General features: G+C 44.0%; 16 protein-coding genes. 3 read left to right on the forward strand and 13 right to left on the reverse strand.

Annotation, left to right across the window (positions count from 1 at the left end):
- Window positions 1-15: 15 nt before the first annotated feature.
- Entirely contained in the window at window positions 16-762 is a 747-nt protein-coding gene (gene sigK, locus G475_RS0105220) for an RNA polymerase sporulation sigma factor SigK (protein ID WP_026700381.1), read from the reverse strand.
- Between the two features lie 147 nt (window positions 763-909).
- On the opposite strand from sigK, the gene G475_RS0105225 reads away from it, so the two are divergent.
- Together G475_RS0105225 and G475_RS0105235 are read left to right on the forward strand one after the other, a co-directional pair.
- The gene (locus G475_RS0105225) at window positions 910-1,209 is read left to right on the forward strand and encodes a HesB/YadR/YfhF family protein (RefSeq protein WP_026700382.1); all 300 of its coding nucleotides are present in this window, start codon (window positions 910-912) and stop codon (window positions 1,207-1,209) included.
- A 288-nt stretch (window positions 1,210-1,497) separates the two neighbouring features.
- Complete coding sequence (locus G475_RS0105235; protein WP_026700384.1) at window positions 1,498-3,486, forward strand: S9 family peptidase; 1,989 nt, start codon at window positions 1,498-1,500, stop codon at window positions 3,484-3,486.
- A gap of 399 nt (window positions 3,487-3,885) precedes the next feature.
- Here G475_RS0105235 and G475_RS27105 read toward each other — a convergent pair whose 3' ends face one another.
- Complete coding sequence (locus G475_RS27105) at window positions 3,886-4,062, reverse strand: hypothetical protein (protein WP_156911629.1); 177 nt, start codon at window positions 4,060-4,062, stop codon at window positions 3,886-3,888.
- A gap of 139 nt (window positions 4,063-4,201) precedes the next feature.
- Here G475_RS27105 and G475_RS0105245 point away from each other — a divergent pair, with 139 nt between their 5' ends.
- On the forward strand, window positions 4,202-4,825 hold the full coding sequence (locus tag G475_RS0105245) for an NUDIX hydrolase (RefSeq protein WP_051302194.1): 624 nt from the start codon (window positions 4,202-4,204) through the stop codon (window positions 4,823-4,825).
- 5 nt (window positions 4,826-4,830) lie between these two features.
- On the opposite strand, the gene G475_RS0105250 is transcribed toward G475_RS0105245, so the two are convergent.
- The 11 genes from G475_RS0105250 to G475_RS0105300 all read right to left on the reverse strand — a co-directional run bounded on the left by G475_RS0105250 (window position 4,831) and on the right by G475_RS0105300 (window position 14,698).
- A complete protein-coding gene (locus tag G475_RS0105250) occupies window positions 4,831-5,064 on the reverse strand; it encodes a YrhC family protein (protein ID WP_026700387.1) in 234 nt (77 codons plus the stop codon).
- 93 nt (window positions 5,065-5,157) lie between these two features.
- Window positions 5,158-5,853 carry a 5'-methylthioadenosine/S-adenosylhomocysteine nucleosidase gene (gene mtnN, locus G475_RS0105255; RefSeq protein ID WP_026700388.1) on the reverse strand — a complete coding sequence of 232 codons (696 nt, stop codon included), beginning with the start codon at window positions 5,851-5,853 and terminating at the stop codon, window positions 5,158-5,160.
- Between the two features lie 34 nt (window positions 5,854-5,887).
- Window positions 5,888-6,568 carry a YrrS family protein gene (locus G475_RS0105260; RefSeq protein WP_051302196.1) on the reverse strand — a complete coding sequence of 227 codons (681 nt, stop codon included), beginning with the start codon at window positions 6,566-6,568 and terminating at the stop codon, window positions 5,888-5,890.
- A gap of 205 nt (window positions 6,569-6,773) precedes the next feature.
- Complete coding sequence (gene greA / locus G475_RS0105265; protein WP_026700390.1) at window positions 6,774-7,250, reverse strand: transcription elongation factor GreA; 477 nt, start codon at window positions 7,248-7,250, stop codon at window positions 6,774-6,776.
- 134 nt (window positions 7,251-7,384) lie between these two features.
- On the reverse strand, window positions 7,385-8,041 hold the full coding sequence (locus G475_RS0105270) for an O-methyltransferase (RefSeq protein ID WP_026700391.1): 657 nt from the start codon (window positions 8,039-8,041) through the stop codon (window positions 7,385-7,387).
- Window positions 8,042-8,153: 112 nt separating this feature from the next.
- The gene (gene mltG / locus G475_RS0105275) at window positions 8,154-9,287 is read right to left on the reverse strand and encodes an endolytic transglycosylase MltG (RefSeq protein WP_051302198.1); all 1,134 of its coding nucleotides are present in this window, start codon (window positions 9,285-9,287) and stop codon (window positions 8,154-8,156) included.
- A gap of 279 nt (window positions 9,288-9,566) precedes the next feature.
- A complete protein-coding gene (locus G475_RS0105280; RefSeq protein ID WP_026700393.1) occupies window positions 9,567-9,860 on the reverse strand; it encodes a DUF1292 domain-containing protein in 294 nt (97 codons plus the stop codon).
- A gap of 13 nt (window positions 9,861-9,873) precedes the next feature.
- Entirely contained in the window at window positions 9,874-10,302 is a 429-nt protein-coding gene (ruvX, locus tag G475_RS0105285) for a Holliday junction resolvase RuvX (RefSeq protein ID WP_026700394.1), read from the reverse strand.
- On the reverse strand, window positions 10,299-10,571 hold the full coding sequence (locus G475_RS0105290) for an IreB family regulatory phosphoprotein (protein ID WP_026700395.1): 273 nt from the start codon (window positions 10,569-10,571) through the stop codon (window positions 10,299-10,301). The genes ruvX and G475_RS0105290 overlap by 4 nt, the downstream gene beginning before the upstream one ends.
- A 102-nt stretch (window positions 10,572-10,673) precedes the next feature.
- Complete coding sequence (gene alaS, locus G475_RS0105295; RefSeq protein ID WP_026700396.1) at window positions 10,674-13,313, reverse strand: alanine--tRNA ligase; 2,640 nt, start codon at window positions 13,311-13,313, stop codon at window positions 10,674-10,676.
- 311 nt (window positions 13,314-13,624) lie between these two features.
- Complete coding sequence (locus G475_RS0105300; protein WP_026700397.1) at window positions 13,625-14,698, reverse strand: AI-2E family transporter; 1,074 nt, start codon at window positions 14,696-14,698, stop codon at window positions 13,625-13,627.
- Window positions 14,699-14,734 lie beyond the last annotated feature (36 nt).

Here is a 14,734-nt window from a genome sequence, read left to right on the forward strand (position 1 = left end):
TTTGCCTGCAGACTGTTATTTCATTGGGTTTAGAGGGCTTCCTCCGCCTGACGACCCCGACAGGCGCTTCTGCTGTTTGTAGAATTCCTGAAACAGCTTTAACAATGCCCTTTTTTCTATTCTGGAAACATAACTTCTGGAAATACCGAGTTCTTTCGCGATTTCACGCTGGGTCTTTTCTTTCTCTTTTTCAAGACCAAACCGATAGACAATCACTTCTTTTTCCCGCTCATCCAGAATATCCATAAAAGCACGTACCTGTTTTTTCTCCATGTTTAATTGAATCAAATCGGCTACTTCCGGACCGTCTTCTTCCAGAACATCAATCAGAGAGATTTCATTGCCTTCTTTATCGCTTCCGATGGGGTCATGCAGGGAAATATCTTTCTTTACTTTTTTAAGGGCTCTCAGATGCATAAGTATTTCATTTTCGACACATCTTGCGGCGTACGTAGCCAGTTTGGTTCCTTTATCCGGAGAGTAGCTTTCAATTCCCTTGATCAGCCCGATTGTTCCGATAGAAATTAAATCTTCAGTGTCTTCCCTGGTGTTTTCAAATTTTTTTACAATGTGTGCCACCAGGCGGAGATTATGTTCTATTAAGAGATTTCTGGAATACTGATCTCCCTGCTGCATGCGTTTTAAATGCTGTTTTTCTTCTTCTTTGGGAAGAGGCTGGGGAAAGGCGTTATTTTTCACGTAAGAGACGAACAAAGCCAGCTCTTTAAACAAATAAACAGCGGCAGCAAAAATACTGGACAACGTTATCGTCCTCCTCTCTTCATCTCTTTTTTATTGTATGCACCCACCGGGCTTTGGTTGTTTGTCCCAGTCTGATTCTTGTTTTTTTCTTCTGTCTTCCGGGAATAGTAGGGAAAGATAAATCATGGACAATGGAGGTACCGCCTTATGCAAATTACATTAAGTGAACCCGCTGTGAAATGGTTTGAAGAAGAAATGAACGCAGAGGCCGGGGACTATATCCGCTTTTATGCCCGGTACGGAGGTCACTCTCCGATTCATCCTGGATTTTCCCTCGGAGTTTCCAAAAGTGAACCATTTGAAACGTTTACTTCCAACAAACAGGACGGCATTATTTTTTATATAGAAGAGAAAGACAAGTGGTACTTTGAAGGGTATGATTTGCACGTGAAATACAGCAGAACACACGATGTGATTGAATACGAGTATTATTCGGAAAAAACATAAAAAAGGCTGCCTGGTCGTATAATACCAGACAGCTTCAAGTGGAGAGAGAGATGCCAACAAGGAAAGTTAAAGTCGGCAAAGGAAAAGGAGTTTCCTTAATTGTTAGTGTAAGCGAACGTGGTCAACCTTTCATTAACCTTGTGAGAAAATATACCTTTCTTTTTGTATTAACGTCCGGAGGCCGCGAAACTCATTTGAGTTTTCTTCATTTTTTTACTATACTGATTCCACATAAGTGTCAGGAAAAACGTTACATTAGAGATGTTAATTTTTAAAGGGGGCTTTGTTGTGGGTGTAAATAAACGAGCCATTACGTCTGAGGACTTAAGTAAGATTCGTGTGGTCAAGGAACCTCAGCTTTCCAGAGATGGGGAAAAATACGCGTTCGTTCAGCAAATGGCAAGAAACAATCAGGAATATGATTCGCACTTATTTATTCATCATCTGACAGACGATATTCCCGTTCAATGGACATTTGGAAGCGTACAGGACCATACTCCGCGCTGGTCTCCGGATGGAACAGAATTAGCTTTTGTATCCAACCGCTCCGGGACGGACCAGATCTGGGTTATGTCTTCCACCGGAGGAGAGCCGCGTCAGTTAACCAATCTTAAAAATGGGGCGGCTGCCCCAGCGTGGGCCCCGAATGGAAAGTATATATTGTTTACGACTTCTCTGAAAAAAGGGGAAGCTGTTACTGCCGAGGAAGAAGAAAATGGAGACACTCCGGCAGGACCGGAACCAGTTGTGATCGAAAAACTGCGCTACAAATCTGATGCCAAAGGATTTCGAAAAGGAAAAAGAGTACACCTTGGGCTCCTTGAATTAAAAACCAATAACATAGAAATCCTGACAGATGGTGAATTTGACCATCACACAGCGGAATGGTCCCCCGACAGCCGTCAGATTGTGTTTAGTGCCAATCGAGATGTCGATGAAGATGTATCCAATACATTGGACCTGTTCATTATCGATATTGAAACAAAAGATATTATTAAATTAACCAATTCAACCGGCGTATTCTCCCATGCCAATTGGTCTGATGACGGAAGAAAAATTGCCTGCATCGGCCACGAACTGGAATACAAGGGGGCTACTCTTAATCAGGTTTGGATTATGGACCCCTTATCTAAAGAACGAACATGTATGACTCTAAAGTGGGATGTGCAAATCGGCGATGCAGCCATTGGTGATATCCGCTCCGGACACCCGAACCCGGGTCCAGTCTGGTCCGCTGATCAAAAGCATCTTTACTTTTTGGCAAGTGATCATGGCAATACGGGGATTTATCAAATGGATATGGCCGGGGAAATCACCCCCGTTCATGAAGAAGAAAACCATGTATTTGGTTTTTCCTATCATCCACAGCTGAATTTGTTTGTAGCGGGAATTAGTGATCCTTCCAACCCAGGTGATTTTTATAAAATCGATATCAACGAAAAAGGGAAGGTCCGTTTAACCGATGTAAACGCTGATTTCATCAAAGACGTGCATCTTTCTCTTCCGGAACCCATTACAGCAAAAGGAGAAGACGGCTGGGAACTCCAAGGATGGCTGATGAGACCTGCAGATTATGAAGAAGGACAGCGTTATCCGTTGATTTTGGAAATACACGGCGGTCCTCATGCTATGTATGCCAACACCTTTTTTCATGAATTACAAGTACTGGCCGCAGAGGGATACGCCGTTCTTTATACCAATCCCCGCGGAAGTCACGGATACGGACAGACCTTTGTGGATGCCTGCCGGGAAGATTACGGCGGGAAAGATTTCAGCGACTTAATGAGGGCCGTTGATCATGTCCTGCATACCTATGATTTCATCGATGAAACACGGCTGGGTGTCACCGGCGGGAGTTACGGCGGCTTTATGACCAACTGGATCATTGGTCATACCGACCGTTTTAAAGCAGCAGTAACCCAGCGGTCCATCTCCAACTGGACAAGTTTTTACGGAGTCAGTGATATTGGTTTCTTCTTTACCGATTGGGAGCTTGGAGCCCGGCTCTTTGATGATCCGGAAAAACTCTGGCATCATTCTCCTCTGAAATATGTGAATGATATACACACCCCACTGCTCATTATGCATGGGGAAAACGATTACCGCTGTCCTATTGAACAAAGTGAACAGCTTTTCACTGCCCTTAAACATCTGGAGAAACCGGTGACATTTTTACGGTTCCCCGGGGCCAACCATGAATTAAGCCGAAGCGGTGCGCCTTCCTTACGTATAGAACGCCTGCATTATATGATCAATTGGTTTCAGAAATATCTATAAGACTTTCTCAATGCCTTTTCCGTCCGAGGAGATAACAAAGAGTCTAGGACAAAACGAAATAACTTCTCCTGAAAGACGAATTATTGATAGTAACGCAAGACATGCAAACGGCTATGTCTCCTGAACGCTGCAGTTCCTTATCATAGCGGAGACCAGACGAAGATGAGCTGAAGATCGACTTAGTATAGCGATTCTTTATGAAGTCGTCCCCAAGGAATGCACAGGGGCCGGCTGCATTGATCGTACAGCGGTATACTCCGTGTTAAGAGGGCAGATAGCATGAAAAAATCCGAACGACACCAAATTCTAATGGAGAATGTAAGATAATCGTTCGGATTTTTATCTGACCTGTATGATTTTGTCCCAGCCTCTACACCCTGTTACAAGCATCCCTTTTTGTTATTTTGATTCTCTTTTCTTGGACGAGGATGAATTTTTGGATTTACTTTTTTTCTTCATTTCTTTTTCTTCTATTTTTAAATCCTCTAAGGGTACGAGATCTTCATGCATGGTAGGCGGCGGGTCTAAATCTGTACGAATGGATTTATTTTTCCGGCGGGGTTCTTTTTCAGACATCAAAAAACCTCCTTTTCCCATTTATCCATGTTTATACCACAATATCTCCAGAAAAAAACATAAGATCAAAACGGAGGAGTTCTAACATATTCTTTGCTATGATGAAAACAGATGAATAGAAAAAGGAGAATGAATCATCGTGGATATAAATAAAGACACCGTATTCCGACGAATGTCAGGCAGAAAACAGGGGATTATTCATGAACAACGGATGCGCCGATATGCCATTTTTCTGCCGCTGCTCGAAAAAGATAATGACATTCATTTATTGTACGAAGTGAGAGCCAAGCATATGAAACGCCAGCCTGGGGAAGTGTGTTTTCCAGGGGGAATGGTGGATAACACAGATAAAACACCAGCTGCAGCCGCAGTTCGTGAACTCTGTGAGGAAATCGGCATTCAGGAAGAGCAGGCCGTGTTGGCTGGAAGTCTGGATAAAGTGATCTCTCCTTTTAACCAAATTATTTATCCTTATGTGGGATTTATCGATCAAGACGCTTCTTATTCTCCCAATGAAGAAGAGGTGGGAGGGATTTTCACAGTTCCTTTATCTCATTTTCTTAAGCAGGAGCCCTTCTGCTATGATGTGCAGCTGAAAATCGAACCTCCCGCCTCGTTTCCATTTGAGGACATTCCAAACGGAAAACGATATACGTGGAATGCCGGAACACATCCGGAATATTTTTATTACTATGACGATCATGTTATTTGGGGCCTGACGGCGAAAATAACAAAACATTTTTTGGAAGAATTAGTCCAATAGCTGTGTTAGTACTCTTCCTGTTCCGCCTGTCGTTTTTCCCGCTGAGCCCAGAAGTGGAACCAAAGGGAAATAAAAGAAAGCCCGCCAATCATGGCAAACGCGGCCGGCTCCTTCTCTGCCGGTATATTGTCAGGGAGAAAAGCCCCGATAAGCAGAAAACAAGCCAGTGTTATCAGGATTCTGCTGAACGTATGAAGATCTTTGGCTTTATTTTGATGATTTGTGGTCATTATAGACATCCCGGCTTTTCCTCCTCTCTTATCCTTTTTTCATCGTATCATAGAAATATAGAAGGAGAGGGAGGAAAGTGTTGGAGAACCAGGGAGTATTTCCTATTTGTATCCTCTGTTGATCATCGCCAGCACCAGAGCAGCCGAGTTTTCTGACGCTTTCTTCAAAAACTGATCATAGGATTGTTTGGCCTCCCTGCCTGCTATATCACTTAGAGCACGGATAACGACAAAGGGGGTATTAAATCGATAACAGACTTGGGCGATCGCTCCGGCTTCCATTTCTGCACACTGAGGGAGATCAAAGGTTTGTTTTAGAAAAGCAATTTGTTCATCCGAGCTCATAAACGAATCCCCGGATAAAATAAGCCCTTTCTGAAGCGGGATATCCTCCTGTTCTGCGGCTTCGAGCGATGCGGTGATCAAACCGCCGTCTGCTGCATAAGCGGCCGGCATTTGCGGCACCTGGCCGTATTCATAACCAAACACCGTCGCATCGACATCGTTATACCGGACCTCTGTAGAAACGACTAAATCTCCTACTTCAAGCTCTGGATTAAACCCCCCGGCAGAACCAGTGTTAATAACCATATCCGGTTGATATGTTTTGAGCACGATCGTTGTCGCGATGGCTGCATTGACTTTTCCAATTCCCGATTTAATCAGCACAACATCTGTACCAAACAACTGCCCGGAGAAAAAAAAGGTGCCGCCCTTTTTTTCCTCCTGCAGATTTTCCAGTTTTGATTTTAACAATTCAACTTCTTCATCCATTGCTCCAATGACTGCTATCCGCATCGTCTCGTTCCTTTCCCTGCTGGTTAAATATTTCTCAACTGCTATATGGATTGGAATCCAGCCGCTCTACCTTCAGTGGTTTCCATCCTTCGTTCTCAATAAACTCCATTGTTACCTGAAAGGGAGTATCGGCGTTTTCAGAGGTGCTTACTGTCCCGGTTACTTTATTAGGACCCCCGCCGTTTTCAATCTGCCATGTTTCCATTTCCTCTTCACTTAAGCCGGTCGCATACCGAAGAGCGGCCTCCATTTCCGCCCAGTTCTGACTGTCCCGGTTAAAGTCATGAGTGAAGGAGCCGGACTGTTCTGTGCCGATGGGCTCCCAATTTCCTTCCCCCTCTTCCGGATCCGGGGTGGAGACTGAATTATCGTTCTCTTGATTATTTTGCTCGTTTGCATCATTGTCCTGATTTTGTTCATTTTCAGTATTTGTCTCAGGGGAATCCTCCTGCTCCGTTTCCTGTTGGTTATCTGTCTGCGGATTATCTTCCGGAGCTGTTTCCTCCTCGGTTTGTTCTGATTCTTCATTTTCTATATTATCCTGATTCTCTTCCTCTGACGCTTCTTCACTGCCCGGGAGGAATAACTGAACAGCGAAAAAAACAATTAGTGCTCCTACGACAAGAATGGAAGCATTGAGGATCCGGTTCATCCGTTTACGCTTTCTCATCTCATATCGATTCTCATCGTTAAATCCTTGGTGGTTTCCATTCATTTTTTTCACCTGCCAAATTACTTCAAGATATAGTACAAGCATGGATACTCATATGATATAAAATTTTTCCGGCAGAAGCGAGAGGGTAACGGAAAATTTTCTGTTTTTTACACAAAGATATAGATTTGGCCTGTGATAAAGGTGGGAGAAAAAGAAAAGCAGCGTTCCATTAGAACACTGCGGCTGAAAAGTAAACCAATGGTCCTTAGTTCACTTCCAGTATTTCCACATCAAACTCGCCGCCCGGCGTATTTACTGTGACAGAATCACCGACTTTCCGCCCAAGCAGACTTTGAGCCATAGGGGAATCATTTGATATTTTGCCTTCGATCGGGTCAGCTTCTGCACTTCCCACAATGGTATATACTTCTTCTTCCCCGTCGGGAATTTCTTTAAATGTAACCGACTTCCCTAACGCTACTTCGGAATTATTGGAAGTATCTTCCTCAATTATCACTGCGTTTTTAAGCATTTTTTCAATTTGGCTGATCCGGCCTTCTACAAAAGCCTGTTCATCTTTTGCCGCATCATATTCCGAGTTCTCGGAAAGATCTCCAAAACTGCGAGCTATTTTTATACGTTCGACGACTTCCTGACGCCGTTCTGTTTTTAAATGCTCATATTCTTCCTCTAATTTTTGTTTTCCTTCTTCCGTCATATAATGCTGTTTTTCTTCTGCCATTGTGAATGTCACTCCTCTTTCCAATCAATGATCTTTTTTAACTCCTGACTTCAAAATAAGGGGGTTGTTCATGTAATGTTTATATTCTGCCATTATCATACGCATGGATCAATCAAAATACAATAATTTTTCCTTTATCTGGTGTCATTTTCTACTTTCATACTGACTGCGAGACCGTCCCCCACCGGGAGGAAACGTGTCTGATACGAAGGAGTTTCCGCCAGCATTTGATTAAAGGTACGGATTTTCTGTACCATTGGAAGAAGCCTTTTAGATGCTTTTTCCGGGGTAGCTGTTAATCCTTTGAAAAAAACATTATCTGTTATCACCAGCCCGTTTCTTTTTACATACGGGGTGTATTTCTCAAAAAACTCCAGATACTTGCCCTTTGCTGCATCAATAAATAATACATCAAATGCTTCTGGACTTTCAAGGGAAAATGACTCCTCCAGGGCATCCGTCAAATAAAATGTGGTATGTGTTTGAAGACCGCTCAGCTCCCTGTAGTTAAGTGCCTGTTTATGCCTGATTTCGTCTTTCTCCAGGGACACAATATGAGCCTGCGGAAGAGCCTGTGCCATCCGCAGGGCGGAATAACCGATAGCGGTACCGATTTCAAGAATACGGCGGCTGTTATGAAGCTGCAGTAGTTGAAGCATCACTTCCAACGCATCTTTTTCCATAATTGGCACTTTGTCCTGTTCTGCAAATGATTCCATGTCCCGGAAAAGTGTATGATTTTTTGGTTGAAACGATTCCATGTATTCGAGCAATAATTTTTTGTCTTGCATTTATTTGTCCCTCTATCTTTTGTATCGTGCGGTTACAAAATGCGGCCTCCCCTATGCAGCAACGGGAAGCCGCCTTGCTTCTTATTTTATTGCGGTACCGTAGTTTCTTTTCCTATTCTTCTTCGGCTTCGATCCACTCACTCCGGTACTTCTCTTGAATTTCCCGATGTTGTTCATACGTTTCGTTGTATATAACTTCCCCATTACGCCTCGCATAGAAAAACAGATGACCGCTTGATGCCGGCTCCATAACAGCTTCTATAGAGGGCGTGCCGGGACTTGCGATGGGACCCGGAGGAAACCCGCCGTACCGATAGGTATTGTACGGAGAATCATAATCAAGATCCTCCATTGATGTCATATATTTGTGCTCTCCTACGGCGTAGGAAACGGTCGGATCAACTTCCAGACGCATATCTTCCTCGAGCCGGTTAAACAGCACACCTGCAATTTTTGGACGGTCTTCCTGGGCACGGGCTTCTCTTTCAACAATGGAAGCAAGGGTAAGGAGCTGATGGAAAGTGTACTGGCTTTCCTGCACTTGTTCCGAAAATTCTACCATATGTTCCTGTGTCCGTTCAATCATCCGCTCAATAATCTCTTCTATTGTCACATCCTCCTCATGGAATTCATAAGTGGAAGCAAACAAATACCCTTCCAGTGGATAGCGGATCTCTTCATTTAAGATGTCCTCAGTGATAACATCATAATCCTCTATTAATTGATTCAGATATGATTCGTCTTCCAGCTTTGCTTCGATTTCTTCCAATTCATGAGGAGTTTCTTCTGCAATAGTATGCACAATATCTTCATACCATGTCCCTTCAGGTATCGTAAAGGAAAACTCCGGTTCTTCTACAACCATTCCTTCTTTTAATTCCTGAATGATCTCTTCTATATTCATGGAAGGAGACAAATCATATTCTCCCGCCTGAAACCCTCTTTCATTGTTATAACGGACATAGTAATGAAAGACCGTGCCGTTTTTTATAATACCATTTTCTTCTAATACCCTTCCAATGTCCTCGGCATTAGAACCAATTGGTATTTCCACCGTGACTGTTTCATCACTATCTTCATCTACCGGTTCTAAAGCAGATGATATGTATAAATAACCGCCAATACCAATAATGGCAACCGCCGTAACAATTACTGCCAAGGTAATGAGGACAATTCTCCTAACAATTTTCGCCTGTTTTTCTTTTTCAGTCATAGGTCCCTGTTTTGTTCTGCCGAACATAGTCATTTTTCCCCTCCCAACGATTCTATTATACAGCATTCGTCAATATTCCTAGGCGGATTCAGACCTATGTCCCCCATTATGCCCTTTTACGCGAACAAAGCGGTTATGCTGCCTGCTCAACCGCCGCGCCCTGATGACAGACACCTGTGCTTTTTTATAAGGGAAGAATTAATAATGGACAGTGCTGCTATGTTTTGTACAACAGAAAAAAGATCCCGAATCTTTCCTGCGATTCGGGACCTTTTTATAAAGGATGGTGCCATTTACAGCCGGGCCGGTTATTTATTGTTCTTCTTCTCCTGCGCTGAATGTTTCTACCATTTCTTCAACGATATCCCACTCTTCGTCTGATTCAATCGGATACAGGGATAATTCAGCATCTTCCCCTTCTCCTTCCTCGTACCGAAAAGCAAAAACCTCAACTTCTTCGTCTTCGCTTTCCTGCTCACCCGCTGCGGTTAATACCATGTAGGAATACCCGGTTTCATCTACATCAAATGTGAAAAGCAGATCAAATAAATGTTCATTCCCGTCTTCATCCGGGATGACAATTCTTTCGTTTTCTTCTTCGGCCATTCTAAAACCTCCATTATAAGGAACCCGATTGTTCCTGATCTAAATATCCTTGTAAAATCATAACGGCGGCCATTTTATCGACCACTTTTTTCCGTTTCTTCCGGCTCATATCGGCTTCAATCAACGTTCTCTCAGCTGCCTGGGTCGTTAAGCGTTCGTCATACATGTCCACCGGAATATCAAATTCGTCTCTCAGCTTATCTGCGAAATCCCGGCATTGTTCCCCGCGTGGACCAATCGTCCCGTTCATATTTTTAGGAAGACCGACGACGACCTGATACGCCCCGTGTTCTTTCATTAATTCAGAAATACGGGCAAACGATTCAAGAGGATCCTCCCCTTTGATGTGGATCGTTTCCAGTCCTTGTGCCGTCCAACGCAGTTCATCCGACACCGCCACACCTATTCTTTTGTTTCCGACATCCAACCCTAGTACCTTCATTCATTCTCCTTCCCGTGCTCTGTTAAATAAGAACGGACCAGTTCTTCGATAATCTCGTCTCTTTCAATTTTCCGAATCAGCGTCCGGGCATCTTTAAATCTTGGAATGTATGCAGGATCACCAGACAACAAATAGCCTACAATTTGGTTAATTGGATTATATCCCTTCTCTTCCAGAGCTTGATAAACGGTAAATAATACTTCTCCCGCTTCTTTATCGGTGGTATCGTCTTGTACGTTGAACTTCATTGTGCTGTCGTTATAATCCACCCCGTACACCTCCTTTTTCCTACATACTTCCACATGTATATAAATGGATTCCTTACGCAAACTGTTCACATCTTGCCCTTATTGTACACCAAATATTCTTATTTAGGAAATGGATTTAACGATATCTTCTACTGCTGACAAAGCTTCTTGGAGTTTTTCAGGATTCTTGCCTCCAGCCTGAGCCATATCCGGACGGCCTCCGCCGCCCCCGCCGCAGATAGAAGCTGTCTGCTTCACAATATCTCCTGCTTTATAGCCTTTTTCTGTTAAATCCTTTGTGACTCCTGCAACAATATTTACTTTATCGTTGTTTACCGAACCCAGCACGATAATGCCGGAATCCAGTTTTTGTTTTAACTCGTCGACAGTATTGCGGAGACCGTCCATATCAGGAGCTGTAACCTCTTTGGCAATCACCTGTATCCCGTTGACGTCTGTTCCTTCATCTAATAGGCTGCCTGCCTCCATATTGCCGAGTTTGGAGCTCAGGGAATCGTTTTCCCGCTGCAGTTCACGAATCTGCTGCTGAAGGGCTTCTGCCCGTTGTGGGGTATCGTTTAGTGTTTTCGCCTTTAACTGCTCGCCTGTCTTCCTCAGCAAGGTTAATTGGTCCGCAATGTAGTCATACGCTTTTTTACCGGTTACTGCTTCGATCCGGCGCACTCCGGCTCCAATTCCAGCTTCAGAAACAATTTTGAAGATACCGATTTCAGCAGTATTATTAACATGGCAGCCGCCACACAGCTCGACACTATAATCGCCGATCTGGACTACACGGACGTCTGCCCCGTATTTTTCTCCAAACAGGGCCATTGCTCCCATCGACTTAGCTTCTTCCAGCTTCATCTCTTCGATAACCACCGGGATGGCCGCGGCGGCCTTTTCATTTACTTTTCCTTCAATTTGCTCCAGTTCTTCTTGACTCACCTGCCCGAAGTGTGAGAAATCAAAACGCAGGTAATCCTCATGAACCAAAGAACCTGCCTGGTTTACATGATCCCCGAGTACATCTTTTAACGCTTGGTGTAAAAGGTGGGTGGCGGTATGGTTTTTGACAATATCTCCTCGGCCGCGTTCCTCTACGAGAGCCTGTACGTTTGAACCGGTTCGAAAGGATCCCTTGGTCACTTCGATCGTATGCAGATTCTGACCGTTCGGTGCCTTCTGCACGTCGATCACGTTCGCTTCCGCCTGCTCGTGATAGAGGACCCCTTTATCAGCCACCTGTCCGCCGCTTTCCGCATAGAAAGGCGTTTGATCCAGTATAATCCTTGCTGTCATTCCTTCCGAAACCGTGTCTGTGATTTCATTATTATAAAGCATCACCTGTACGACAGCATCTGTCCGAAGGGTGTCATATCCCACAAATGTGCTTTCCGCTGTAACATCAGACAATATGGTATCCTGAGTCTGCATGGATCCACTTTCTTTTCTGGCGGCCCTTGCCCGCTCTCTTTGTGCTTGCATTTCCTGCTCAAATTCTTCTTCATTTATCGAAAAGCCCTGTTCTGTCACGTATTCCTCTGTTAGGTCAGCCGGGAAGCCATACGTATCATATAATCGGAACACTTCTTTGCCGGATATCACACTGTTTCCTTTGCCGCGTTCTTTTTTCATAATATCTGCTAAGATGGAAAGTCCTTCGCTCAGTCTTTCATGAAAACGTTCTTCTTCATTTTTTATAACTTTTTGTACGAACGCCTCCTTATCCTTCACTTCTGGATAGTGGTCTTCCATAATCCCACCAACAACAGGTACCAGTTCATACATAAACGCGCGTTCTATCCCGATAAGCTTGGCGTAACGCACAGCCCTCCGTAATAAACGCCGTAGTACATATCCCCGGCCTTCGTTCGATGGGAGAGCGCCGTCCCCGATCGCGAAGCTGACCGTACGGATATGATCGGCAATGACTTTCAAAGAAATGTCCGTTTCCTCCGAGACTCCGTAAGTGACACCAGCTATTTTTTCTGTCTCCCGTATGATGGGGAGAAATAGATCTGTATCATAGTTAGTTGCCGCTTCCTGAATGACGGAGACAATCCGCTCCAGCCCCATCCCTGTATCAATATTTTTCTTCGGAAGCGGGGTATACGTACCATCAGGGTTATGATTAAATTGAGAAAATACAAGATTCCAGATTTCCAGATACCTTTCATTTTCTCCGCCCGGATACAGTTCCGGATCGGCAGGATCATCGCCATAAGAGGGGCCCCGGTCATAAAAAATTTCCGTATTGGGCCCGCTTGGTCCTTCCCCGATATCCCAGAAATTTTCTTCGAGGCGGATAATCCTTTCTTTCGGAATCCCAATATCATTTTTCCAATAATTATAGGCCTCTTCATCTTCCGGGTGCACTGTGACAGAAAGACGTTCCTGCTCAAACCCAATCCAACTGGAGCTCGTTAAAAATTCCCAGGCGAACTCAATTGCTTCTTTTTTAAAATAGTCACCAATCGAAAAGTTCCCAAGCATTTCAAAGAACGTATGATGCCTTGCCGTCTTTCCTACATTTTCAATATCATTCGTTCGAATGGACTTCTGAACATTAACAATCCGCGGATTCTCCGGAATAACCCGTCCGTCAAAATACTTTTTTAATGTAGCCACACCGCTGTTGATCCAGAGAAGCGTGGGATCTTCATGAGGAACAAGCGAGGCACTTGGCTCAATGGCATGGCCTTTTTCTTTAAAATAATCCAAAAATTGTTGTCTGACTTCCGCAGAAGTATGAGTTTTCATTCAATCATTCCTCCTGTAGCACTATTATTCCTGCACGAAAAAAATCCCGCCCCCTCTGCGCAGGGACGAGATGACTCGCGTTACCACCCTGTTTACAGGCACCCTTTTCAGCCTGTCAACTTTCATGCCTTAACGCAGCTTCACGGCAGAGTTTGTCTGCATTCCGGGCCAGCTTTCAACTGAGCTTTCCTGCCGTTTTATTCCAGCCGGGTAAAACGGTCTCTGGTTCAGGGGGTTCAGTTTACTTTTCCCATCTTCATGTTTTTCGTTTCAGTTGTCTTCTTTATTTATATAAGATATCACAACATATGTCAATCACCATTACTGCCCTCTTTATAAGTTTGAAAAGTATGTGTGATATTATTAATGACAACAAATATCGGCACAGCGATAAGCAGCCCAATGACCCCCGCTGCTTCAAACCCAAGCAGCAGCGCAAAAACAATAACAAGCGGATGCAGATGGACGTTTCTTCCTACAATGTAAGGGGATAAAAAATTCCCTTCCACCTGCTGAATTACAAATAATGCCACAGCGGTCAGCACAGTCATTTTCGTAGAGACGGAACCTGCAGCGATGAGAGCGGGAACTGCTCCAAGAATAGGGCCGAAATACGGGATAATATCGGTAATACCTATAAACAAACCAAGCATTACAGCGTTCGGAATATCAAGCCAAACCAGGACAAGGGTGGAAAGAATTCCAACTGCCCCGGCAACAATAAACTGCCCTCGGATGTAACTGCCCAAGGATTCGTCGATGGAGACGGCAAGCAGGTGTCCTTCTTCCCTCCACTTTTCGGGAGTAAGGCGCTTCACCATTTTTTCCAGGGCTTTATAGTCTTTTAATAAATAAAACACTAAGAATGGAAGTAAAATTAAAATAACAGCAAAATCAAATACGTCTCTCCACTTACCTAACAATTGATGCAGCGTTTGGCTCACTCTTTTTTCGGCATTATGGAACGCCAGCTCAATATTATCATGAACAACTGGAGGAAGACGATCGACGTGGTGGTGCAGATTAGTAAACCACTTATACATCTGGTCAAAATATTGGGGTAAACTGTTGATGAAATTATTCAATTGTTCATAGAGAACCGGACTGTAGTACCATACCAGCCAGCTTCCGCCCCCAAAAAAGACGATATAGACAAACAGAATGGATAACGAACGGGGAACGTGAAGTTTCTGAAAAAAATCGATAATAGGATGCAGCAAATAGGCGATGATTCCGGCCAGAAGAAAAGGAAGCAGCACCTTACCGGATACCTGCAGCACGGGAGACCATACTGGGCTCAGCAGATAAAGCAGGTATAATATGATGAAAAAGACGGCCGTAAACACAAGCCGCTTTATCCACCGCCATTCTTTTTTTGACTCCATCTGCGATCCCACCCTTTCCTTCTTAGGATGAGACAA

The organism is Salibacterium aidingense DSM 18341, assembly GCF_000429685.1.
Taxonomy (GTDB): Bacteria; Bacillota; Bacilli; order Bacillales; family Marinococcaceae; genus Salibacterium; species Salibacterium aidingense.